17 protein-coding genes and 3 pseudogenes are annotated in these 23,022 nt (G+C 66.1%); 10 read left to right on the top strand and 10 right to left on the bottom strand.

The window, feature by feature from the left end:
* On the bottom strand, positions 1–1,389 hold the full coding sequence (locus tag MMSP_RS08955) for a wax ester/triacylglycerol synthase family O-acyltransferase (protein WP_015354971.1): 1,389 nt from the start codon (positions 1,387–1,389) through the stop codon (positions 1–3).
* A 191-nt stretch (positions 1,390–1,580) separates the two neighbouring features.
* Between MMSP_RS08955 and MMSP_RS08950 the strand changes: the two genes are divergently transcribed.
* Entirely contained in the window at positions 1,581–2,579 is a 999-nt protein-coding gene (locus MMSP_RS08950; protein ID WP_020786358.1) for a nitroreductase family protein, read from the top strand.
* Here MMSP_RS08950 and MMSP_RS08945 read toward each other — a convergent pair.
* Genes MMSP_RS08945 through MMSP_RS08935 form a run of 3 tightly spaced genes read right to left on the bottom strand, consistent with a single transcriptional unit; the run spans position 2,559 to position 5,796 of the window.
* Positions 2,559–4,316 carry a GAF domain-containing sensor histidine kinase gene (locus tag MMSP_RS08945; RefSeq protein WP_020786357.1) on the bottom strand — a complete coding sequence of 586 codons (1,758 nt, stop codon included), beginning with the start codon at positions 4,314–4,316 and terminating at the stop codon, positions 2,559–2,561. The two genes, MMSP_RS08950 and MMSP_RS08945, sit on opposite strands and share 21 nt — an antisense overlap.
* 11 nt (positions 4,317–4,327) lie before the next feature.
* Positions 4,328–4,978: a response regulator transcription factor gene (locus MMSP_RS08940; RefSeq protein ID WP_011740390.1), complete on the bottom strand. Its 651-nt coding sequence runs from the start codon at positions 4,976–4,978 to the stop codon at positions 4,328–4,330.
* Positions 4,979–5,001: 23 nt separating this feature from the next.
* Positions 5,002–5,796: a universal stress protein gene (locus MMSP_RS08935; protein WP_020786356.1), complete on the bottom strand. Its 795-nt coding sequence runs from the start codon at positions 5,794–5,796 to the stop codon at positions 5,002–5,004.
* Positions 5,797–6,733: 937 nt separating this feature from the next.
* Between MMSP_RS08935 and MMSP_RS08930 the strand changes: the two are divergent.
* Positions 6,734–7,882 (top strand): annotated as a pseudogene (locus MMSP_RS08930) (PPE family protein).
* 540 nt (positions 7,883–8,422) lie between these two features.
* Entirely contained in the window at positions 8,423–9,571 is a 1,149-nt protein-coding gene (locus MMSP_RS08925; protein ID WP_020786353.1) for a PPE family protein, read from the top strand.
* 18 nt (positions 9,572–9,589) lie between these two features.
* On the opposite strand, the gene MMSP_RS08920 is transcribed toward MMSP_RS08925, so the two are convergent.
* The gene (locus MMSP_RS08920; RefSeq protein ID WP_036426358.1) at positions 9,590–9,925 is read right to left on the bottom strand and encodes a hypothetical protein; all 336 of its coding nucleotides are present in this window, start codon (positions 9,923–9,925) and stop codon (positions 9,590–9,592) included.
* A 23-nt stretch (positions 9,926–9,948) separates the two neighbouring features.
* Here MMSP_RS08920 and hisN point away from each other — a divergent pair, with 23 nt between their 5' ends.
* The 3 genes from hisN (at position 9,949) to MMSP_RS08905 (ending at position 13,476) form a co-directional block, all read left to right on the top strand.
* Positions 9,949–10,737 (top strand): histidinol-phosphatase, encoded by a 789-nt coding sequence (hisN, locus tag MMSP_RS08915; protein WP_020786351.1) that lies wholly within the window; start codon positions 9,949–9,951, stop codon positions 10,735–10,737.
* Between the two features lie 81 nt (positions 10,738–10,818).
* A complete protein-coding gene (locus MMSP_RS08910; protein ID WP_015354963.1) occupies positions 10,819–12,216 on the top strand; it encodes an acyl-CoA dehydrogenase family protein in 1,398 nt (465 codons plus the stop codon).
* Positions 12,217–12,270: 54 nt separating this feature from the next.
* Positions 12,271–13,476, top strand: a complete 1,206-nt coding sequence (locus MMSP_RS08905; protein WP_015354962.1) for an acyl-CoA dehydrogenase family protein — start codon at positions 12,271–12,273, stop codon at positions 13,474–13,476.
* 9 nt (positions 13,477–13,485) lie between these two features.
* On the opposite strand, the gene alsS is transcribed toward MMSP_RS08905, so the two are convergent.
* Genes alsS through MMSP_RS08880 form a run of 5 tightly spaced genes read right to left on the bottom strand, consistent with a single transcriptional unit; the run spans position 13,486 to position 18,690 of the window.
* Entirely contained in the window at positions 13,486–15,156 is a 1,671-nt protein-coding gene (alsS, locus tag MMSP_RS08900) for an acetolactate synthase AlsS (protein ID WP_020786350.1), read from the bottom strand.
* Between the two features lie 2 nt (positions 15,157–15,158).
* Positions 15,159–15,935 carry an acetolactate decarboxylase gene (gene budA / locus MMSP_RS08895; RefSeq protein ID WP_015354960.1) on the bottom strand — a complete coding sequence of 259 codons (777 nt, stop codon included), beginning with the start codon at positions 15,933–15,935 and terminating at the stop codon, positions 15,159–15,161.
* A 48-nt stretch (positions 15,936–15,983) separates the two neighbouring features.
* On the bottom strand, positions 15,984–17,018 hold the full coding sequence (gene dmpG, locus MMSP_RS08890; RefSeq protein ID WP_020786349.1) for a 4-hydroxy-2-oxovalerate aldolase: 1,035 nt from the start codon (positions 17,016–17,018) through the stop codon (positions 15,984–15,986).
* Entirely contained in the window at positions 17,015–18,025 is a 1,011-nt protein-coding gene (locus MMSP_RS08885) for an acetaldehyde dehydrogenase (acetylating) (RefSeq protein ID WP_020786348.1), read from the bottom strand. The genes dmpG and MMSP_RS08885 overlap by 4 nt, the downstream gene beginning before the upstream one ends.
* The gene (locus tag MMSP_RS08880; RefSeq protein ID WP_036427185.1) at positions 18,022–18,690 is read right to left on the bottom strand and encodes a TetR/AcrR family transcriptional regulator; all 669 of its coding nucleotides are present in this window, start codon (positions 18,688–18,690) and stop codon (positions 18,022–18,024) included. The genes MMSP_RS08885 and MMSP_RS08880 overlap by 4 nt, the downstream gene beginning before the upstream one ends.
* A gap of 107 nt (positions 18,691–18,797) precedes the next feature.
* On the opposite strand from MMSP_RS08880, the pseudogene MMSP_RS29550 reads away from it, so the two are divergent.
* The 4 genes and pseudogenes from MMSP_RS29550 to MMSP_RS08860 all read left to right on the top strand — a co-directional run.
* Positions 18,798–20,445 (top strand): annotated as a pseudogene (locus MMSP_RS29550) (bifunctional 3-(3-hydroxy-phenyl)propionate/3-hydroxycinnamic acid hydroxylase).
* Entirely contained in the window at positions 20,442–21,305 is an 864-nt protein-coding gene (locus tag MMSP_RS08870; RefSeq protein ID WP_020786344.1) for an alpha/beta fold hydrolase, read from the top strand. The pseudogene MMSP_RS29550 and the gene MMSP_RS08870 overlap by 4 nt, the downstream one beginning before the upstream one ends.
* On the top strand, positions 21,302–22,342 hold the full coding sequence (locus MMSP_RS08865) for a VOC family protein (RefSeq protein ID WP_020786343.1): 1,041 nt from the start codon (positions 21,302–21,304) through the stop codon (positions 22,340–22,342). Before MMSP_RS08870 ends, MMSP_RS08865 begins: the two co-directional genes overlap by 4 nt.
* A pseudogene (locus MMSP_RS08860) lies at positions 22,339–22,953 on the top strand (amidohydrolase family protein); the annotation flags it as partial. The gene MMSP_RS08865 and the pseudogene MMSP_RS08860, both read left to right, overlap by 4 nt.
* Positions 22,954–23,022: the final 69 nt, after the last annotated feature.

The following is a 23,022-nucleotide window of genomic DNA, read 5'->3' as shown; positions in this document are numbered from 1 at the left end:
TCACACCACCAGTGACAACGGTCCGCGAGCGCGACGGGCCTTGCGCCGCTTGCTGATCGCCACCAGCCGGGCCACCGCGGCTTCGATCCCCCGCGCCAGCTGATCCACATCTGCAACCGCGTTGTAGTCGGTGAGAATGCCGAAGTACAGGTCGTCGGAGTAGCTGAGCATCGCGACGCCGGTGCGCAGGTGCATCGCCAGCGGCGGCACCGGGAATACCGCGGCCACTGGCCGACCCATGATCTGCAGTGGTTGGCGTGGCCCGGGCACATTCGTCGCCACCGTTGCGACTCCGCGTTGCGGTAGCCGCATCAAGACGCCAACGGTCCAGGCGGTCAGTGCGAACGGGATGCGATCAGCCAGAGATAGGAACAGGTTTCCGGCTTGGGGCTGGCCGCTGGCCTTGGTTTGCCCCAACCGGGCATGCACCTTGCGCAACCGCTGAACCGGATCCTCCTCGTCCACGGGCAAGTTCGGCAACATCGCCGAGACCCGATTGTCGGTCTTGTCGAAGGCGTTGTCGGCCCGCACCGAAACCGGCACCAGTGTTCGCAACGAACCCTGCTGCGGCTGCTGGCCCCGCGCCAGCAGCACGTTGCGGTAACTCTCGGTAATGGCAGCCAGCGCAACGTCGTTGATGGTGACGTCGAATGTCTCACAAACCAGTTCGAGGTCGGCCATCGGCACCCGAGCCCCGCTGAACCGGCGCAGGTCGCTGAGCGGCCCGGTCAGCGCCGACGCCGCCGGGGTCAGCAGGCCGGTGACAAGTTCGCCCGACCCTTGGGCCAGGCGGACCACCCCTGAAGCGATCGCGGCGGGCGCATTCCACAGCCCACTCAGCCCGCTGCGGGGGCGGGCGGCGGCCGTTTTCGGCCGCTGCGCGGCGCGGCAGCGGGCCGAACCGTCAGCCGCGCCGCCACCATCGCGGTCGCATAGCCCGGTAAGTATGTGGGTTGCCGCGATCCCGTCGGCCATGCAGTGGTGCACCTTTGTCAGCATCGCCCACCGCTCTCCGGCGAGGCCCTCGATAACCCAGAGTTCCCACAGCGGCCGATCGCGGTCCAGGCGCCGCGCCATCACGTCGGCAACCAGCCGGTACAGCGCATCATCATCGCCGGGGTGGGGCAGCGCCACGCGCCGCACGTGCCGGGCGATGTCGAAGTCGGGGTCATCCACCCACTGTGGTGCGCCGAGGTCGAACGGGTACCGACGCAGTCGTTGGGCAAACCGCGGACAGGCGCGGATCCGCTCGGAGAACACCGACACCAGGTCATGCTGCTCGGGTACCGGCCCCTCGATGACGGCCAGGCCACCGATCGCCAGACTCACCCGCGGGTCCACATCTTCGGCCTTGAGGAACCCGCTATCGAGCGTCGTCAGATGGTTCATGAGCGCTCTTCCCAACCTCCCGCGGTTTATCTGCAACCCGCAGTACCACTATTCCGGTGCGGCCACGGCCCGGAGCAGGGCCAAAGGTCCCTCGTTGCCGGTGGCTTCATCCTCTGCCACGATCAGAGGTCGCACACCGATCCTTGACCTATGACAGCGATGGGACGGCTTGTCTGACCGGAAAGGCAGCGATGAACGCCCAATTCCCAGACGTGGGCACCCTGCGAACGGTCCTCACGCTGGCCACCCGCGCACCGTCCATTCACAACACGCAGCCGTGGCGCTGGCAGGTCACCTCGAGAAGTTTGGAGCTCTTCTCCGAACCGGATATGCAGCTGCACAGCACCGACCCGGACGGCCGCGACCTGATCATCAGCTGCGGCGTCGCACTGCATCACTGCGTCGTCGCCCTGGCGTCGATGGGCTGGCAAGCCACGGTGACCCGCATTCCCGACCCGGACAACTCCCGTCATCTGGCGAGCCTCGAGCTGCAGGCGAAGCCACCGGATCAGGGCGACATCGCGCTTGCGGCGGCCATCCCGCGGCGGCGAACGGACCGGCGGGCCTACAGTTCCTGGCCAGTGGCCGCCGGCGACATCGCCCAGATGGCGGCCCGGGTAGCCCGCTGCGACGTAGCGCTGCGCCAGGTCGAAGCGCTGGACAAGATGCGCGAAGTTGTGGCGCAGGCGGTCTGGGACCACGCCACCAATGACGAGTACATGCGCGAACTCACCACGTGGAGTGGACGATACGGCGCGGTAGCCGGAGTTCCGGCCCGCAATACGCCCCCGTCGGATCAGGACGCCCCGATTCCCGGACGCCTTTTCGCTGGGCCGGGGCTGGCCCAGCCGTCGGGGGTCTCACCGGCCGCCGACAGCGCCGTGATCCTGGCGCTGGGCACCGAGGAAGATGACCGGGCATCAAGACTTCGCGCGGGCGAGGCGACCAGCACTGTCCTGTTGACCGCGACGGCGATGGGGTTGGCCTCCTGTCCCATCACCGAACCGCTGGAGGTCCACAAGACCCGCCAAGCGATTCGCAAGGATGTGTTCGGCGGCAGTGCCTACCCGCAAATGCTGCTGCGAGTCGGTTGGGCACCGATCAATGCCGATCCACTGCCGGCGACGCCGCGTCGCAACCTTTCCCGGGTGGTCGAATGGCCCGAACAACTATTGGATGAGCGGGGCTGACCAGCGCAACAACGTTCCGCCGCCGGCGGCCGGGCTTTCGATGGTGAACTGGCCGCCAGCCTCCTGGGCGCGCCGCCGCAGATTCGTCAGCCCGCTACTGGTGTACGTCTTGGGCATCCCGCGCCCGTTGTCACTGACCTCGATGCACAAGTCGTCGTCGACCTTGACCCGAACGGTCAAGGTGGTGGCCTGCGCGTGCCGGACCGCGTTGCTGACCGCTTCCCTGACCACCGCCTCGGCGTGGTCGGTGAGCACGTTGTCAACCACCGACAGCGGCCCGATGAATTGGACGGTGGTGCGCAATCCCGAGCTGCCGAACGCAGCGACGGCGGCATCGATTCGCTGCCGTAACCGAGTGACGCCCTGCGATGACCCATGCAGGTCGAAGATGGTCGTTCTGATTTCCTGGATCACCCCCTGCAGGTCATCGATCACTTCTGAAAGCCGTTGCTGCACTTTTGGTTCACGCGTTCGCGGCACACTGCCCTGCAACGCCAGACCGATGGCGAACAACCGCTGAATCACGTGATCGTGGAGGTCGCGTGCGATGCGATCACGCTCGGTCATCACGTCAAGTTCGCGCATTCGCCGCTGCGAGGTGGCGAGCTGCAGGGCCAGCGCGGCCTGGTCGGCAAAGGCGGCCATCATCTCCAGCTGCTCTTCGGTGACCGACTCCGGACTGCTGGGATGCAGCAGCACCACGACACCTGCCACGGCATCGGTGGCGCGCAGCGGCAGGACCAGCGCCGGACCCATGTCGCCCAGTTCGTCCACATCCTCGACAGCGATCTTGTCGACTTGCCGTGGAGCGCTGTCGAGCAAGACCTCCGCCAGGGCGGTACCTGCTACCGCGATGGTGCACCCCTCGGCCGCAGCCACCGCATTGCCAACCGTTTCAATCACCAGTAGCTGTGCCACCTCGGAAGCGGGCACGTCCTCATCGACGGGAATGGCCACCAGCGCGGCGTCGGCCGACGTGAGCTTGAGCGCCTCCTCGGCGACGAGCCGAAACACACTCGCCGGTTCGGTGCCGGACAACAGTTCGGTGGCGATGTCACGGGTGGCCCCGATCCACGCCTGTCGCGCTTTGGCCTGTTCGTAGAGGCGCGCGTTGGCGATTGCGATACCGGCCGCCGCCGCCAGTGCCTGTACCAGCAATTCGTCGTCGTCGCTGAACGGTTGCCCGTTGGTCTTGTCGGTCAGGTACAGGGTGCCCAGCGACACGTCGCGCACCCGAACCGGAACCCCGAGGAAGGTCCGCATCGGCGGGTGATGCGACGGAAAGCCGATCGAGGCCGGGTGCTGGGAAATATCTTCCAGCCGTAGGGGTTTGGGCTCATCGATGAGAAGACCGATGACGCCCAGGCCCTCGGGCAGGTGGCCGATACGGGCAACCGTGTCCTCGTCGATGCCCTCATAGACGAACTGCAACACGCGCTTATCCCGATCGTGCACCTCCAGGGCGCAATATCGAGCGTCGACAAGATTGGTGGCCGAGTGCACGATCGTGCGCAAGGTGGCGTCCAACTCCAGGCCCGAGGTGACCACGAGCATGGCCTCCACCAGTCCGTCGAGACGGTCGCGGCCCTCGACGATCTGCTCGACCCGTTCCTGCACCTCGACCAGCAGCTCACGCAGCCGCAGCTGAGACAGCGTGAGGCGCAACGGACGTAGACCGTCACCTGAGGGCACGCCCAGGGATGGACCTGCATCCTGCGGATGTGGTTCGTCGGTCATGGCCGCGCCGCCTATCGATGGCCTGCCGAGCGCGCGCGCTTCAACTCCGCGGCGAACACCGCGGCCTGCGTCCGGCGCTCCATCCCCAGTTTGGCCAGCAGCCGCGAAACGTAGTTCTTCACCGTCTTCTCGGCCAGGAACATCCGGTCGGCGATCTGCTTGTTGGTGAGCCCCTCGCTGAGCAACCCCAGCAACGTCCGCTCCTGATCGGTAAGGCCGGACAGCGGGTCCGGCCTCTCGACAACGCCGCGCAATCGGGACATCAGTGCGGCCGCGGCACGGTTGTCCAACAGCGAGCGCCCCGCACCGACCTCTTTGATGGCTCGAGCCAATTCCATCCCCTTGATGTCCTTGACAACATATCCGCTGGCTCCCGCCAGGATGGCATCCAGCATCGCCTCATCGGAGGTGTAGGACGTGAGGATCAGACAGCGCAGATTCGGCATGCGAGACAACAGGTCACGGCACAGTTCGATGCCGTCTCCGTCGGGCAACCTGACGTCGAGCACCGCGACGTCGGGATTGGCCGCGGGAATCCTGGCCATCGCCTCCGACACCGAACCCGCCTCACCGACGACGTCAAGTTGGGGATCGGCGTCGAGCAGGTCGATCAGGCCGCGCCGCACCACCTCATGATCATCGACCAAGAAGACCGTTACCAACGGACCACTCCCCGCTCTGCTGCCTACAGGTTGCCGCTACGGACCGTCAGGACCGAGCATCCAGCGCCGTACACGCTGCACACCTGGGCTGCGTGCGAATCCGTGACGTACAGTTCGTCCGGCTTGGCATTGGCAGCCATGTAGCGGCAGGCATGTCCGGCGATGATCGCCGACTCCACCCGAACATCGGGGTATAGCCGTGTCCATCGGGTCAGCCGCCGGGTCAGTTGCGCTGTCGCCAAACGGTTTCCGTCCTCACTCCCGTGAACTGTGGCAACACGTGAGGAGATGGCCCGTAATGGGACATTGCGCAGCCTGGCCTCCTCGAATGAATGCCGTAGCACCGAGCCGTTGTCCACTTCCGCGACGACTTCGCCGACCTTGGGCGCCCCCGCAGCACCCGCGGGTGACTGAATGACGGCCACCGGGCACAACGCCGAACCGGCCAGAGTTCCCGCCACCGAGCCCTCGCCCCGGCGTGCGTGGTTGAGTCCGATCGACCCGACACAGACCATTACCGCCGTGCGAGACTCCTCCAGCAGCTTGGTAAGCGGCCGTCCCCACAGAATCTCGGTTTCGATCTTGACCGGTTGTCCGGTTGCCTCGACGGCGCGCTGAACGTCGAACAGCGCCGCGCGCGCGGCGCTTTGCCGGCCATCTCGATCACCGGCAGGAGCCTGCGCGGGATCGATGATGTACACCAAGCGCACGGGGATATCGCGGCTGACCGCCTCATCGACTGCCCACACAGCCGCATGGGTGGACGCCCGCGATCCATCGATACCGACGACGATTGCCGGGGCTGCCTGGTTGCTCATCGTGGCCTCCTCTACTGGGCCGCTCGGCTAGTCAATACGTTATCGGCGGCGGGCCAGAGTTCCCAGAGGCGTTGGTCCCGATTCCAGTGCCATTGGTCCCTACGAATCCGGCCGTAGTGAGAACACAGCTACTAAAGCGACAACAGACGAATTGGGGGTTCCCGTGTCTCATCCACGCATGAGCGCTCCACAGATACCCGAGAATTACGTTCATCGCCAACTGGCGGAACGCAATGACGGTGCAATCACGCGGCAATAAACATCGCCTGGTGACTTCCGGTGCACAAGCATGCATCACGGCCCGGTAGGTTGGCAATGGGTCAGTTCCCAACACCGGCCCAACCGCGATGGCGGGGCACGCCCGGGGGCGGTGCGTGCCCGCTGCGAGTTCGACATCCGCTGGGCCCGCCCGGCCCAGTGGAGCTGGGCTTTCCGCCTCCCCGTTCGTCGATGCGGCCCGACTCGGCCAAGCGCGCGGCAACGGGCAGCAAGCAGCCCTGAGCCCCAGCTAGCCGGCACGGCAAACCGGAACCATGCGCCGGAGACAAGCCGGCCGGCAAACGTCGCATGATCGTTTAGATTCAACGTGACCAAAAGTCAACAAACGACTCACGGCCAACGCAGCGAATACCCAATAGCGCCCTTTAATAGCCGCTATACAGCTATCCCACAGTGTAATTTCAGGTGCAAGCGGCGCCTGTCCCGCAAATTGCCGCGCACTGGCGCGACCGCCGGCCGGTTGTAAGCTCGGCGCGACGCTAGCCAGCTCCCACTCGGACGCGAATTCAGCGTTTCGCACCCCGGCAGTTGCTTAGCGCTTGCGACCCTCCCGAGAGCCAGTGTCGGCTCGGAACGCCCACCCACGTCCAACGCACGTACAACCCACGCACACATACCGCCACATACGGCCATAACCAGTCAAAGGGGCTGTGGAGCAATGGACTACGCATTCTTGTTGCCGCCCGAAGTTAACTCAGCGCGGATGTACAGCGGCCCCGGTTCTGCGTCGCTACTGGCCGCCGCGGCAAGCTGGGACATGGTCGCGATCGAGTTGGCATCGGCGGCCGAGGGCTACCGCTCGGTGATCTCAACCCTCAGCGGTATGTACTGGTGGGGCCCCGCCTCTGCGGCAATGCTGGCCGCGACCGGTCCGTTTATCGACTGGCTGGAGATAACCGGCGCGCTGGCCAGCGAAACCGCCAACCAGGCCGCCGCGGCGGCCGCGGCCTACGAACAGGCCTACGCGATGACGGTTCCGCCGATCGTTGTTGCGGCAAATCGCGCCCTGCTGGTAGCACTGGTCGCTTCAAACTTCTTCGGGCAGAACACCGCAGCGATCGAGGCTACCGAGTCAGAGTATGCCGAGATGTGGGCCCAAGACGCCGGAGCAATGTATGACTATGCCGCCACCTCGGCCATGGCTACCGCGTTGGTGCCGTTCTCCGCTCCCGGGCAGGACACCAACCCCGCCGGGTTGGCCGCCCAAAGCGTCGCGGTCAGCCAAGCCGCCGGCAACGCCCCGGCCAGCGCCCAGTCCGTGTGGTCGCAGTTGACCTCGCTGGTGCCCGACGCGCTGCCGTCATTGAGCAACTGACCAAACATCCTGCCCGACGACTTCAGCATTCTCGACGGCATCTTCGCGATGTACGCGACGGTCGGCGTCACCCAGGATGTCGAATCGTTCTGCGCCGGAATCATCGGCGCCGAGAACAATCTGGGTCTGCTCGGCGCCGCTTCGGAGAACCCCGCCGAGGTGACTCCTGGTGCCCTCGGACTCGGCGCGATGTTCTCCTCCGCCGAGCGCAGCGCCGTCGGGGGCGCGACCAATGCGGTGACCGTCAGCATGAGCCGGGCGGGTTCCATCGGCCAGTTGTCGGTGCCCCCGTCTTGGGCCGCCCCTTCGTCGGGCTCCGCCTCGGCGTTGTCGGTCAGCGGATTGACCACGATCCCGGGCACCGAAGTGGCCGAGCAGGGCGCACCGGGCATGCCGGGTATGCCGGTGGGAACTGGAAAGCGAGCCACCAGCGTCATACCCCGATACGGAGTCCGGCTCACGGTCATGGCGCGCCCGCCCGCGGCCGGCTGACACCCCGCGGGCACTCGAGCCCGAATAGCCGGATTGCGCTGAGCCACTCCGGCTGGTGAGACGGCCAGTAGCAGAAAGCAATTCCGCCTTTCGGCGATTGTTGAACGGCTGGCTGGATCGCCGGACTTTAGCTATCGCCGGCAGCGGCGCGGAATTCACTGGACTATTACCAGGAATTTACTCAAACGGTATGCGCCGTCACCCGCACCTTTGCGACTTTTAGGGCAAGCCTGAACCGAAGGTCGCCCGCATGCCACGCGCACGAGGCCCGCCACCGATTGGCGGACGTCACCTGCCCCTGGCGGCGACTGGCGCCTGATTGCGCCTGGTTAAGCCCGTCACGACGCCCAACTGCCGCGGGCGCGCCAACCCACCGCGGGTGGCATTTCACGTGATTCGCACATTTTGCGTCAATCCCCCACCGCAATTGCGGAAATTCTAGATATTTGAGTAACCCCCGCCCACCACAACGGCCGCCGACGACGCCGCCGCCGATCGCGAAGGGTTCAACACTCACATCAACTAAGGAGCTGTGTACCAATGGATTTCTCGCTATTACCGCCGGAAGTAAACTCCGCCCGCATGTACACCGGCCCTGGTTCGGGCTCCCTGCTGGCGGCCGCGGCCAGCTGGGATGCGCTGGCAGCCGAGCTGGGTACCACGGCCGAAACATGTGGGTCGATCCTGACGGGTCTGACCGACTTGAGTTGGCGTGGCCCGGCATCGGAATCGATGGCGGCCAGCGCCGCCCCCTATGTCGGCTGGCTGTATCGGACGGCCGAGCAGACGCAGCAGGCCGCAATCCAGGCCAGGACGGCAGCGTTGGCCTTCGAGCAAGCATACGCCATGACCGTGCCGCCACCCCTGGTCGCGGCCAACCGCGCGCAGCTGCTGGTGCTGATCGCGACGAACTTCTTCGGACAGAACACCTCGGCGATCGCGGCTAACGAGGCGCAGTATGCGGAGATGTGGGCCCAGGACGCCGCGGCGATGTACGGCTATGCCACCACCTCGGCGGCAGCGGGCATGCTGACGCCGTTCTCTTCTCCGAACCAGGCAACCAGCCCGGCTGGGCTTGCCGCGCAAAGCACCGCGGTCACCCAAGCCAATGCCACCGCCGCCGCCACAGATCCGATTACCCAACTGGTTTCGTCGCTGACTCAGTCGCTGGGGGCAATACAGGCGATACCGAGCATCCTCCCCGATGACTTCACGATCGTCGACGGCGTCTTCAGCGCCTATGCGACGGTCGGCGTCACGCAGGACATCGAGTCGTTCTGCGCCGGGGTCATCGGCGCCGAGAACAACTTGGGCTTGATCGGCTCATCAGAAAATCCTGCCGAGGTAACGCCCAGCGATTTTGGGCTCGGCTCGCTGATTTCGTCAACCGCTCCCGCCAGCGCCGCCTCCGGCGGCGGGCTGGGCAGTGCGGTGGCCGCCAGCGTCGGACGGTCGGGCTCGATCGGCCAATTGTCGGTTCCGCCCAGCTGGTCCGCGCCGTCGGCGCGGATGGTCTCGGCGCTGTCGCCGTCCGGGCTGACCACGATCCCGGGGACCGAGGAGGCTGCCGCCGCGGGTTCACCGGGCTTTCCGGGCATGGTCGCGCCGCCCGCAACACGGGCCTCGGGCGTGCTGCCCCGCTACGGCGTCCGGCTCACCGTGATGGCACACCCCCCGGCGGCCGGGTGAGATCGCGTGCCAAGCCCGCTAGTCCTCGGGCGGTTCTTCGAGCGCGAAGTTCCAATTGTCGGGGTTCTTGGGGGAATACACGACCGACAGCACCTGCCCGGTGGACGGCCACTGATCTACGTCAACGGCCATCCGCCCATACACCGTGTATTCGTTGACGGTTGGCCCGTTGATGACGCCGGTGATGGTCACGTACTGCTCGCCGACGGCGTCGTCTGGCCGCGGGCTCACTCCGGTCACCAACAAGGTGCCGCTGGCCCGGGCACCGCGGGGACCACGAGGAAGGAACCGCGGGGCAAGAAACGCCAAGAGCACCGCGACCAATATGAGCAACACGCCGAATTCCCATCCCACGCCGCCATGGTAGGACTGCTGGCATGAGTGAGCAGGATCTGCACCTTGCGCTGGCACTCGCCGACCGTGCCGACGCAGTGACGCGCGCCCGATTCCAGGCGCTCGACCTGCGGGTGGACACCAAACCGGACCTGACCCCGGTCACCGACGCAGACCGGGCGGTCGAGACTGAAATACGTGCGGCGCTGCAACGTGAGCGCCCCGGCGACAGCGTCTTGGGCGAGGAATACGGCGGTACCACGACCCTGCGCGGACGCCAGTGGATCATCGACCCGATAGACGGCACCAAGAACTTCGTCCGCGGGGTGCCGGTGTGGGCCAGCCTGATCGCGTTGCTCGAAGACGGCGTCCCATCCATCGGGGTGGTCAGCGCCCCCGCATTGCAGCGACGATGGTGGGCCGGACGGGGTCAGGGCGCCTTCACCGCGGTCCAGGGTGGACCGCCGCGCCGGATAGCGGTTTCTTCTGTGGCAGAACTGAATTCGGCCAGTCTCTCCTTCTCCAGCCTGTCCGGGTGGGCCCAACTCGGATTGCGCGGACAATTCGTCGACCTGACCGATGCGGTATGGCGCGTGCGCGCCTACGGCGACTTCTTCTCTTACTGCCTGCTCGCTGAAGGGGCCATCGACATCGCCGCCGAACCGGAGGTGTCGGTGTGGGATCTGGCCCCGCTGGACATTTTGGTGCGTGAGGCCGGCGGGCAATTCAGCAGCCTGGACGGCACCCCCGGCCCGCACGGCGGCAGCGCCGTGGCGAGCAACGGCCTGCTGCACGAACAGGTCCTCAACCGGCTTCGCAGCGACCGGGTGTGAATTAACTAACAGGCCCCTATCTATCTTACTCAGGAGTAAGATACGGTTATCGCACTGCCCCAACGACAGAGGCTTGCTGACATGACCGAAACACTTCCCGCCCCTTCCGCCAAGCGCTCTCGCTCACGCGACGACCGCCAAACCTCGCTGGGGATGCAACCCCACAAACGAACCGGAATCGACGTGGCACTGGCATTCCTTACCCCGATCATCGGCCAGGAATTTCTGGACAAGTACAACCTGCGCGATCCGCTGAACCGGGGCCTGCGCTACGGGGTGAAGACCATGTTCTCCACCTCCGGCAAGGCGAACCGTCAATTCCAGCGGGTACAGAACCTGCGCGGCGGCGGCCCGGTCCGGCTCAAGTCCAGCGGCAAGGACTACTTCGACCTCACGCCCGACGACGACCAGAAGATGATCGTCGAGACGGTGCAGGAGTTCGCCGCTGAGATCCTGCGTCCGGCCGCTCACGACGCCGACGAAGCCATCAGCTATCCCGCCGATCTCATCGCCAAGGCCGCCGAACTGGGCATCACCGCGATCAACATTCCCGAGGACTTCGACGGGATAGCCGAGCAGCGCTCCACGGTGACCAACGCGTTGGTGGCCGAGGCCCTGGCCTACGGCGACATGGGGCTGGCGCTGCCGATCCTGGCGCCCGGCGGCGTGGCATCGGCACTGACCCATTGGGGCAGCGCCGACCAGCAGGCCACCTACCTCAGCGAGTTCGCCGGCGACAATGTCCCGCAGGCCTGCGTGGCCATCGCCGAGCCGCAACCGCTGTTCGATCCCACCCGGCTGAAGACCACCGCGGTGCGCACCCCGTCCGGTTACCGCCTCGATGGCGTGAAGTCCTTGGTTCCCGCTGCGGCCGACGCCGAATTGTTCATCGTCGCCGCCCAGCTCGACGGCAAGCCGGCACTGTTCATCGTGGAGTCCTCGGCCGCCGGACTGATCGTCAAGGCGGACCCGAGCATGGGCATTCGCGCCGCCGCCTTGGGCCAGATCGAACTCTCCAAGGTTTCGGTACCGCTGAGCGCCCGACTGGGTGAGGATCAGGCCACCGACGCCGACTACTCGGAGGCCATCGCCCTGGCCAGGCTGGGCTGGGCCGCGCTGGCCGTCGGCACCTCGCACGCGGTGCTCGACTACGTCATCCCCTACGTCAAGGAGCGCGAAGCCTTCGGCGAGCCAATCGCGCGTCGTCAAGCCGTTGCGTTCATGTGCGCCAACATCGCCATCGAGCTCGACGGTCTGCGGTTGATCACCTGGCGCGGCGCGTCACGGGCTGAGCAGGGTCTGCCGTTCGCCCGCGAGGCCGCACTGGCCAAGCGGCTCGGTTCCGACAAGGGCATGCAGATCGGCCTGGACGGCGTGCAGCTGCTGGGCGGGCACGGCTACACCAAGGAGCACCCGGTCGAGCGCTGGTACCGCGACCTGCGGGCCATCGGCGTCGCCGAGGGCGTAGTCGTCATCTAGTCCGCAACCAGTCGTCAACCAAGACTTTCCGGCCTTTCAAGCGAAAGATCAATCATGGCAATCAATTTAGAAATCCCGCGCAAGCTACAAGCGATCATCACCAAGACCCACCAGGGCACGGCGGAGCTGATTCGACCGATCGCGCGCAAGTACGACCTCAAGGAACACGCGTACCCGGTCGAGCTGGACACCCTCATCACGTTGTTTGAGGGAGCCTCGGAGTCCTACAACTTCGCCGGAGCCGACGCGCTGCGCGGCTCCGAAGACAGCAAGGACGAGAACCACAACGGCGCCAACATGGCGGCCCTGGTGCAGACCATGGAAGCCAGCTGGGCCGACGTCGCGATGATGCTCTCGATTCCCTACCAGGGCCTGGGCAATGCCGCGATCTCGGCGGTGGCCACCGACGAGCAACTGGAGCGCCTCGGCAAGGTGTGGGCGGCGATGGCCATCACCGAGCCGGCCTTCGGCTCCGACTCGGCCGCCGTGTCGACCACGGCCACCCTCGACGGCGACGAGTACGTGATCAACGGCGAGAAGATCTTTGTCACCGCGGGATCGCGCGCCACTCACATCGTGGTCTGGGCCACCCTCGACAAGTCGAAGGGCCGGGCGGCGATCAAGTCGTTCATCGTGGCACGCGAACATCCCGGCGTCATCGTCGAACGGCTCGAGCACAAACTCGGCATCAAGGGTTCCGACACCGCCGTAATCCGCTTTGACAACGCGCGCATCCCCAAAGACAACCTGTTGGGCAAGCCGGAAATCGAAGTGGGCAAGGGTTTCTCCGGGGTCATGGAAACCTTTGACAACACTCGCCCGATCGTGGCCGCCATGGCTGTCGGCATTGGCCGCGCCGCCTTGGAGGAGATCCGCAAGATCCTCACCGATGCCGGCATCGACATCGACTACGACCGGCCCGCGTACACCCAGAGTGCCGCCGCGGCCGAGTTCCTGCGGATGGAAGCCGATTGGGAAGCCAGCTACCTGCTTTCGCTGCGCGCAGCATGGCAGGCGGACAACAAGATCCCCAACTCCAAGGAAGCCTCGATCAGTAAGGCCAAGGCTGGCCGGATGGCCAGTGACGTCACCCTCAAGGTGGTCGAGCTGGCCGGCACCACTGGCTATTCCGAGCAGCTGCTGTTGGAGAAGTGGGGCCGCGACTCCAAGATCCTGGACATCTTCGAGGGCACCCAACAGATCCAGCAGCTGGTTGTCGCTCGTCGACTGCTGGGCATGTCGTCCGCCGAGCTCAAGTAGCCCGGGGATTCAGTCGAGCACCCCGTCATGCAGGTCGGCAAACAGTTCGATGTTGCGGCTGTAGTCGACGGGCACATCGATGAGCGTGACGCCGGGTTCGGCCAGCGACATCCGGAACACTTCGGCGAACTGGTCCATGCTGTGGATCCGGATTCCCTTGGCTCCAAAGGCTTTGGCGTAGTGGGCCACGTCGTAGTCGGCTAGCTCGACACCCGATGTGCGGCCGTATTTGAGCACTTCCTGGAAACCAACCATGTCGTAGCTGTTGTCGCGCATGATGACGTGGGTGAGATCTAGCCCCAGCCGGGTTGCGGTCTCCAGCTCCTGCGCGCTGAACAGGAAGCCGCCGTCACCGGACACTGACACCACTTGGGTGCCGGGGCGCACCATCGCGGCGGCCATGGCGCGCGGGAGTGCGACTCCGAGCGTCTCCTGTCCATCGGAGAACAACAGCCGGCGTGGTTGATACACCCGGACGTGCCGAGCCATATAGATATAGTGCGACCCCACGTCGCATGCGATGGTGGCGTCATCATCAACCAGGTCACGGATCTTGAGGACCACGGCCGCCGGGTTCAGACCTTGTGCACCGTCGGGATGGTTGCGGGCTTGCTCATCGGTACGGCGCAGCGCCGCACGCTGGTCGGCCTGGGCGGCGTTCGCCTCATCCGAGGATCGCAGGCCATCGACTCGCCGAGTCAACTCGGTCAGGGTCGCGGCGATGTTGCCGCGCAGCTCCAGCGTTGGCTGATAGTGGTTGTCGACCTCGGCGGGCAGTTCATCGATGTGGATGAGCGTCCTGGTCGGATCGGTGTTCCACAGCCGCGGGTCGTATTCGACGGGGTCGAAGCCGATGGTCACCAGCACATCGGCATGCCCCATCAGGATGTCGCCCGGCTGATTGCGGAAGAGTCCGACGCGGCCGACAAAACGATTCTCGAGTTCGCGCGATACCACCCCGGCGGCCTGGAATGTCTCCACGACGGGCAGATCGGTGGCGGCCAGCAAGGCACGCAACGCCGCACACGGTGCCGGGTCGCCGACCCGAAGTCCGACAAACAGCACCGGCCGCTCGGCGGCACGAATCAGCTTGGCCGCCTCCGCGATTGATTCGGGCGGCGCCGCGCCAAGTGTGGCCACCCGAGTGGGGCGCACGATGGCGGCGGTGGTCGGCGCGCTGGACACGTCGGCGGGCAACACCACCGCCGCCGCGCCGCGCGGAACCGTCACCGCCGCCCGGATCGCGTTGGCGACGGTTTCGGGCACGTTGTCAGGGTCGGTGACCTCGCCGGTGTACTTGGTGAAGGGCTTGAGCGCCGCGACGGCATCCATCGACTGATGGGTGCGCTTGAGTCGGTCGGCGCGGGTAACGGCACCGCAGATCGCGACCATCGGATCCTGCTCGGTGGTCGCGGTGACCAGGCCGGTGGCCAGATTGGTGGTGCCCGGCCCCGAGGTCACCAGCGCGGCCCCCGGGGTGCCGGTCAGCCGACCGACGGCGGCCGCCATGAACGCTGCGTTCTGTTCGTGGCGACAGACCACCACCTCGAGTTCGCTGTCGCGCAACGCATCGAATACCGAGTCGATCTTGGCCCCGGGCACACCGAAGAGGTATCGGACCCCGTAGGCGCTCAATGTCTCGACCACCCGTTGCGCCGAGCGCACGCCGCCGTCGCTCATGCTCAATCGCCCTCCGTCCGCCGGATCTGTCCATCCAGATCGTCCTGGTCGAGTTCCGCGTTGAGAAACGCCGGGGTGTGCTGCAAGCTCAGATGCAGTTCGGATCGGATACCGATTTCCACGGTCCCGGCCATCAGCCGATAGTCGAGGGTGTGCCCGCCGTGGCGGCGCTCGCTGTCGATGAAGTGTGAGTGATAGCCGGCCACCGAAATGCCCTGTTCGTAGTCCGGCATCCGGAATCCCGCCAGCGTGCCACTGACCTCGGTGAACGTCACCTCGCGCTGGTCTTGGGTAGCTTCGGTGAAGGGGCGAAAGGGTGGCCGCTGCTCGCTGACGGTACGGGTGCGAATGGAGCTGAACTGGCCGCTAACCCGCACGGCCACCATCAGATTCGCGCTTTCCAGGGCCGCGTCGATGACCGACTTCAGGGCGGCGCGATCACACGGAGCCGAAACGTCGATCGTGTGGTCGGGGCGAAACCAGGTCACCGCGGCAAACGGCGTGCGTTCGTCCAGATCGGCTACGGTGGCGCTGCCGTCGCTGCGGAGCTGGTAGCAGACTCCGTCGAGCACCAGCATCTCGCCGTCCAGCCGGTTGAAAGTGCCCAGACCGAAGTCACCGTGGCGCAATAGCTCACCGATGGTGACATCACCCTCATAAACCCCGCTGAGCAACGCTCCCATGGTCGATGTCTGGTAGATCTCACCGTCGCGACGCCGGTTCAGGATCGCCTGAGCCCAACGGCGCAAGGCGCCAAGCTCGCTGTCAAAGGCCGGCATCTTTTCGGGTCTCCTTCCAAACGAGCAGGCAGCGGCTCCCCTAACCCATCATGGCACACCGTGGGCCAACGGCTCGGCCGGCCCGACCAGATCCAGAGCGATATCGACGAGCAAGTCCTCTTGCCCGCCGATCAGGCCGCGGCGACCGGCCTCCTCCAGCAGACTGCGCGCGTCCACCCCGTAACGCCCGGCGGTGATTTCGGCGTGCCGCAGGAAGCTCGAATATACGCCGGCGTAGCCCAGCGTCAGCGTCTCGCGGTCGATGCGCACCGGCCGGTCCTGCAGCGGCCGTACCAGGTCGTCGGCGGCGTCTTCCAGGGCGTTCAGCTCGCATCCGTGCGTCCAGCCCAGCCGGTTCACCACGGCGATGAGCACTTCCAGGGGCGCGTTTCCCGCCCCGGCACCCATGCCCGCCAGCGAGGCGTCGATGCGGCGGGCACCATGCTCGACGGCCACCACCGAGTTCGCCACGCCCAGCGACAGATTGTGGTGCGCATGGATGCCCAATTCTGTTGCCGGATCCAAGTTCTGGCGCAGCGCGTCAAATCGCTGCGCAACGGCCGCGCCGGTCATCGCACCTCCGGAGTCGACGACGTACACGCAGGACGCCCCATAGCCCTCCAGCAGTTTGGCCTGTTCGGCCAACAATTTCGGGGTGGTCAGGTGGCTCATCATCAGGAATCCGACGGCGTCCATACCGAGGTCACGGGCGGCCCCGAGGTAGCGAGCAGCCAGATCGGCTTCGGTGCAGTGGGTACCCACCCGAACCACGCTCGCGCCGGCGCGGTGCGCGTCTTCGAGGTGGGCGACGCCGCCAATCCCGGGCAGCAGCAATGTCGCCACCCTGGCGCGATCGACAGCGCCGGCGACAGCTTCCATCCATTCCAGGTCGGTGTGCGCGCCGAAGCCGTAACAGCAGCTCGACCCGCCCAGCCCGTCACCGTGGGCGACCTCGATGGAGTCGACCCCCGCATCGTCGAGGGCCCTGGCAATCGCCACGGCTTGGGCGATGCCGTACTGGTGACGCACCGCGTGCATGCCGTCGCGCAAGGTGACGTCGCTGATGTACAGATCGCCAATCATATTTTCGCCTTTAGCGTTTGAGCGTGGCGTTCGACGATCGCCTCGGCGGTGGCCTTGGCCGCCGACGTCACGATCGCGACGTTTCCGGCGCAGGCTGGCAGGTAGCCCCCGGCAGCGGTGATCTCGAGCAGAACGGTGATCCGAGTGCCACCGAACTCCCCCGTCCCCGGAATGTAGAGCGTGTTGCCGCTGCCCAACCGCTCGAATTGCACGCGATGCTTGAGCCGGTAGCCGGGCAGCAAGGCTTGGACTCCGTCGACCACGGCCAGTACGTCCGCCTCGATCCGAGCCACCTCGTCAGCTTGGTCAACCAGGCAGAAGACGGTGGTGCGCATCGGCATCGGTGGATCGGCGGGGTTGACGATCGTGAGCGTCTTGGCCCGGGGCGCGCCGCCGAACTCTTGGACCGCGGTCGTGGTCAGTTCGGCGAATTCATCGAGGGTCACCCGCTCAGCCGGCCCCAGGGCCTGCGAGGCGACGGCAGAAACAACTTCGGCATAGCGCACCACCCCGTGCCGGCGCACCGCGGCGACGATGGGCACCGCCGCCTGTGCGCTGCAGGTCGCCATGCTCAGGTTCGGCGCGTCGAGCTGGGCATCGAGATTGACTGCCGGCACGCAGCATGGGCCGATCGCGGACGCGGGGAGGTCGAGCATCCGTACGCCGGTATCGGCCAGCCGCGCCCAATTGCTCTGGTGTGCGCCGGGGTTGGTGGTGTCGAAAACCAGGCGGATATTCGCAAACTCGGGCATGCTCAGCAGCCCGTCAACCCCACCTGGGCTGGTCGAGATCCCTGCGGCGGCCGCCCGGGCCAGGCCGTCACAGTGCGGGTTGGTGCCAACCATCGCGCTCACCCGCAGCCGTCCGTCGCCATTGCCGATCCTGCTCATCAGATCGGTGCCGACAACACCGGAGCCGATGATCGCCACCGGCCAGTTGTCCACTGCGCCCGCATGCTGGCCGGGCGGACCCGCGCCAGCACCGACGTCGGCGGCGCCCAGGCTCATCGTGTTGCCCCGTCTTCGATGAACCGGCGGGCCGCGTCGTAGAGCGCGCGGCCGTGCAACTCGAACATCTCGATGAGATTGACCGCGTCGCCGTCGATTTCCTTGGCGATGAACAAGCCGTCGGGACCCGCCATTGCGTAGGTCGCGAGCTGGTAGATCTGCGCTTCGGTCAACCCCGGCATGAACCTGCCGAAGTTTCCAATGAGCTGCCCGAACGCCTGGGCTCGGACTTCCAGGAACATGGTTCGGGCCCGCGGCTCGGCCGGCCGACGCTCCAGCGCCAGCATCAGGCCCAGCCGGATGAAGTCCGGTGAATCCAACAAGGCCTTAGCGGTCTGTGTTGCCAGTCCTACGAATTGCCCAGTCCCCTGGATGGTTTCGTCTCCGCTTTGCCCCTCGGGAAGCTGCCATGCCGTCAGCCAGGCGCCGAAGCTACGCTCGATCACGGCGGCGATCAGATCGTCCTTGTCCTTGAAGTGCCAGTAGATGGAACTGGCCGGCAGCCCGCATTTCGCGCTCACCAACGCAATGCTGGTGCCTTCATAACCGCGCTCGGCCGCGATCCCGGTCGCCGCGTCCAGGATCCGGGCCCGCGACAGTTCCCCGTCGGCGCGGCCCCGGCGCGGTGCGCGCTTGCGGGGCCGGGATTCGGTTTCCTTGGCCATGAAGCCTCCTTCGTCGATCACCCCTTGACTCTGTAGTCATCACTACACTACCGTAGCGATCACTACAGTACAAGCTCCGGCGGAGCCCAGGCGGATGTGAGACGGCAATGACAACAGCGGCGATGACCGAAGCGATGTCTGAGGCAGCGACCTACGACGTGGCGATCATCGGCTACGGACCGACCGGCGCCACCGCGGCCAACCTATTGGGTCAGCTTGGCATGAAAGTGGTAGTCATAGAACGTGATCCGGACATCTATGGGAGGGCCCGGGCCATCTCCACCGGCGAAGAGGTGATGCGCATCTGGCAGTCCGTCGGCCTGGCCGAGCGCCTGCAGTCCGACATACTGCCGGACCGGCCAATCGCGTTTGTCGACGCCCACGGCGTGCCCTTCATCGAGATGAAAATCGAGCCGCGCGGCAGTGGCCATCCACCCCAGCAGTTCCTGTATCAGCCCGCGGTCGACCAGGTACTGCGCGCGGGCGTGGCCCGGTTCGCCAATGTCGAGGTGCTGGTCGAGCACGAATGCCTGCGGGTGCTGAACAACGACGCGGCGGCCGAGCTGCTGCTGGCCGACCTGCGTACCGATACATTCAAGCGGCTGCGCGCCCGCTACGTCATCGCGGCCGACGGCGGCTCCTCACCCACCCGGGGTCAGCTCAGCGTCGGCTACACCGGCCGCACCTACGCGGACGATGGGTGGTCATCGACACCAAGGTGCGGCGCGCCTGGGATGCACACGACCGCTTGCGATTCCACTGTGACCCGGCCCGCCCCACCGTCGACTGCCCGACCCCACTTGGCCATCACCGCTGGGAGTATCCCGCCAGTGCCGATGAGGCCGATGAGGCCGATGAGGCCGATGAGGCCGATGAGGCCGATCAGAAGCTAGTCCGCGAGGAAGCGATCTGGCGAGTCCTCAACGCACAAGGCATCACCGACAACGAGGTCGAGATCCTGCGCGCGGTGATCTATTGCCACCACGTCCGCGTCGCCGACCGCTGGCGCATCGGACGCATCTTCCTGGCCGGCGACGCCGCCCACGCCATGCCGCCGTGGATCGGCCAGGGCATGTCCGCAGGGGTGCGGGACGCGGCCAGCTTGTGCTGGAAGCTTGCCGCCGTGTTGAACGGAAACGCACCGGACTCGCTGCTGGACTCCTACCAGGACGAGCGCAAGCCGCACGTCACCGAGGTCACCCGGCGCGCGGTCTTCACCGGACGCCTCATCACCGAGCGCCGCCGGGCAGCTGCCGCCGTTCGAAATGGCCTGGGGCGCGCCCTGACCCGGTTCCCGTCGGCGATGGCCCGGCTGCAGCGGGCCATGTGGATCCCACCCGCCCGGTATCAGGATGGCTTCCTGGCTCGCGGACATCGCGCGGTCGGCTGGCAGATTCCGCAGCCATGGGTCCTCGATGGCAATGGTGCGACCGCGCGCCTGGACGACATTCTCGGCAGTCAGTGGGTGCTGCTGCATACCGGAGACGCCCCAACGGGTAGCCAGGCCTGGACACAGCGCGGTGTGCCCGCGGTGCGATTGGGCACGCCCGAATCGGGTGCGCGCCCGGACGGCATTCGCGATTCCGGTGGCACGCTGTTGCGCTGGCTGGCGCGCAAGCACGCGAGCGCCGTGGTGTTGCGCCCGGACGGATTCGTCTATGCCGCTGCCGAATCCGGGAGTCCACTGCCACCACCTCCGGCCGGCCACTTCGGCAACACCCTCCCACCTCCATGAAGATCGAGGCACTGGCATGACCACCACGACGCTCGCCGAACGCACCGTCACCGTCGATGGAAAGCCGATCTTCTTCGCCGAGGCCGGCAGCGGGCCCACCGTGGTGCTACTACACGGCGGAGGTCCCGGCGCAACCGGCCTTTCCAACTACGCGCGCAACATCGACCTACTCGCGCAGCGGTTCCGGCTGATCATTCCGGATATGCCCGGCTACGGCCGCTCCAGCAAAGGCGTGGATCAGTCCGACCCGTTCGGCTATCTGGCCAGCGCAATCCGCGGGCTGCTCGACGAACTGAGGATCCCGTCGGCACATCTGGTCGGCAATTCCTACGGCGGTGCCGCCGCACTGCGGTTGGCCCTCGACAGCCCGCACCGGGTCGACCGGCTGGTACTGATGGGCCCCGGTGGGATCGGCACCACGCGCAGCGCGCCCACGGCGGGACTCAAGACCCTGTTGTCCTACTACGCCGGCGACGGGCCGAGCCGGGCCAAATTGGCGCACCTGATCCGTACTTACCTGGTATACGAGGGAGATTCGGTGCCCGACGAGTTGATCGACCTGCGTTACCAGGCCTCCATCGACCCGGCTGTGATCGCCGACCCGCCGCTACGGCGCCCGAACGGGCTTCGCACCCTGTGGCGCATGGACCTCACCCGCGACCGCAGACTCCGGCAGTTACCCACGCCGACCCTGGTGCTATGGGGCCGCGACGACAAGATCAACCGCCCGGCCGGCGGTCCGAAGCTGCTGAACCTGATGCCCAACGCCGAGTTGGTCATGACCTCGCGCACCGGTCACTGGATGCAGTGGGAGCGCGCCGAACTGTTCAATCAGCTGGTTGCCGAATTCCTCTTGCAAAGTTCGGCTTTCGCATCATGAGCACCACGGGACGCTCGGTGTTCGGCAACGTGCAGCTCGGCTACATCGTCATCGAGACCAACCGGTTCTCCGATTGGCGCCGGTTCGGCCGAGACGCGATCGGCCTGCACGTCGATGACTCACTCGCCGATACCATGCGGTTTCGCCTCGACGGCAACGAATGCCGCTTCCTGCTACAGCACGGACCGGCGGAGGACGTCACGGCCCTGGGCCGGCAACTCGACGACCACAACACATTCGAGGAAATCATCAATCGGGTTCGGCGCCAAGGCGTTCCGATCATCGAAGGTTCGGCCGAACAAGCCTCCCTGCGCGGGGTGGCGCGGCTCGCGCGATTCCCCGGGCCCAACGGCCTGACCCAGGAGATCTACGCCGAGCCGCGCCCATGCCCAGCGCCATTGAACATCGGCGCGCGGGGCGGCTTCGTCACCGGCGCCGGCGGCATCGGACACGTGGCCATCACGTCGAAGAGGCCAGAGGAAGTCCGCGGCTACTTTGACACCGTGTTCGACGCGCGACTGAGCGACTTCATCGATGAGACGATCAGCGGCATCAAGTTCAAGATCCGATTCCTGCGGGTCAACCAGCGACATCACTCGGTAGCCATCGCCGCAGCAAACCGCCTGCCGATCAACCCGATCCGCACCCGAGTGCAACACGTCAACGTGCAGGTCGCCGACCTCGACGATCTCACCGCGTCCTATCAGCGCATCAGGGAACTGGGGTTTGGGCTGGCGCTCAGCGTCGGACAGCACACCAACGACCGGGAACTGTCCTACTACGCGGTGACACCGTCAGGATTCGAATGGGAACTCGGCTGGAACCCCATCGTGGTCGACGAATCCACCTGGGAGCCGACGACTTACCAGGGAATCAGCATTTGGGGCCATACTCCAGAGGGACAGCACATCATCGACAAGTTGGCCCAGTTCAAGACGGCGGGCCGTTCGTTGCTGCGGCGCGAGGACAACGTGGCGCCGCTCTGCGGCCCGGCAAGGAGTTCGCGGTCTGGCGAATCGATACTCACCACCACATGATTCCGCCCGACTATCGTCGCGCGCTGCGCAATGCGGGCGTCGATGGTGCGGGCGGGCGAGCACTGCCGGACTGGAGTCCAGCGGGGTCGCTGCAGGCAATGGCCGAACTCACCGTCGGTGCGGCGATCTTGTCGGTATCGGCACCCGCAACCGCTTTCCTGCCCCAGGCCAGCGATGCCGCGGCGCTAGCGCGCGACATCAACGACTACGCGGCCGATGTCGTCGCCGGCCGACCAGCGCAGTTCGGGTTCTTCGCTACCGTACCGATGCCCCATCTCGACCAGAGCGTGGCCGAAACCGTTTGTGCACTTGATGATCTGAAGGCTGACGGTGTCGTGCTGCTGGCCAACCACGCTGGCGTCTATCTCGGCGAAGACGGCCAGGACGACCTGTTCACCGCGTTGAATTCGCGCGCCGCGGTGGTGTTCGTCCATCCCGCCGAACGGCCCGGCCCGGCGGTTCCCGGAGTTGCCCCATGGGCCGGCGACTTCTTGCTCGACACCACCCGGGCGGCCCATCTGTTGGTGCGCAATGGCATCCGCCAGCGGTATCCGGATATCAAGTTCGTGCTCAGCCATGCCGGCGGGTTTGTCCCCTATGCCAGTCATCGCCGCGTAGCGTTGCGCGGCTGATGAATTCGGGCGGCTAGTTCCGCACGCCGGACGTGTCGCCACCGCGAG

Origin of the sequence: Mycobacterium sp. 012931 (genome assembly GCF_000419295.1) — a bacterium.
In the GTDB taxonomy this organism is placed as follows: domain Bacteria; phylum Actinomycetota; class Actinomycetes; order Mycobacteriales; family Mycobacteriaceae; genus Mycobacterium; species Mycobacterium marinum.
Note: the sequence above shows the minus strand (reverse complement) of the source record. Positions and strands in the feature narration are given on the sequence as shown.

Bases quoted from the DNA above. Each gene is read 5' to 3' on its own strand.
- MMSP_RS08885 (WP_020786348.1), bottom strand. From the start codon at position 18,025: ATGAGCCTGGGCGCCGCCGACGTCGGTGCTGGCGCGGGTCCGCCCGGC.
- alsS (WP_020786350.1), bottom strand. From the start codon at position 15,156: ATGAGCGACGGCGGCGTGCGCTCGGCGCAACGGGTGGTCGAGACATTG.
- MMSP_RS08880 (WP_036427185.1), bottom strand. From the start codon at position 18,690: ATGGCCAAGGAAACCGAATCCCGGCCCCGCAAGCGCGCACCGCGCCGG.
- MMSP_RS08865 (WP_020786343.1), top strand. From the start codon at position 21,302: ATGAGCACCACGGGACGCTCGGTGTTCGGCAACGTGCAGCTCGGCTAC.
- MMSP_RS08870 (WP_020786344.1), top strand. From the start codon at position 20,442: ATGACCACCACGACGCTCGCCGAACGCACCGTCACCGTCGATGGAAAG.
- MMSP_RS08925 (WP_020786353.1), top strand. From the start codon at position 8,423: ATGGATTTCTCGCTATTACCGCCGGAAGTAAACTCCGCCCGCATGTAC.
- MMSP_RS08955 (WP_015354971.1), bottom strand. From the start codon at position 1,389: ATGAACCATCTGACGACGCTCGATAGCGGGTTCCTCAAGGCCGAAGAT.
- MMSP_RS08935 (WP_020786356.1), bottom strand. From the start codon at position 5,796: ATGAGCAACCAGGCAGCCCCGGCAATCGTCGTCGGTATCGATGGATCG.
- budA (WP_015354960.1), bottom strand. From the start codon at position 15,935: ATGCCGGCCTTTGACAGCGAGCTTGGCGCCTTGCGCCGTTGGGCTCAG.
- MMSP_RS08950 (WP_020786358.1), top strand. From the start codon at position 1,581: ATGAACGCCCAATTCCCAGACGTGGGCACCCTGCGAACGGTCCTCACG.
- MMSP_RS08905 (WP_015354962.1), top strand. From the start codon at position 12,271: ATGGCAATCAATTTAGAAATCCCGCGCAAGCTACAAGCGATCATCACC.
- dmpG (WP_020786349.1), bottom strand. From the start codon at position 17,018: ATGATTGGCGATCTGTACATCAGCGACGTCACCTTGCGCGACGGCATG.
- MMSP_RS08910 (WP_015354963.1), top strand. From the start codon at position 10,819: ATGACCGAAACACTTCCCGCCCCTTCCGCCAAGCGCTCTCGCTCACGC.
- MMSP_RS08945 (WP_020786357.1), bottom strand. From the start codon at position 4,316: ATGACCGACGAACCACATCCGCAGGATGCAGGTCCATCCCTGGGCGTG.
- hisN (WP_020786351.1), top strand. From the start codon at position 9,949: ATGAGTGAGCAGGATCTGCACCTTGCGCTGGCACTCGCCGACCGTGCC.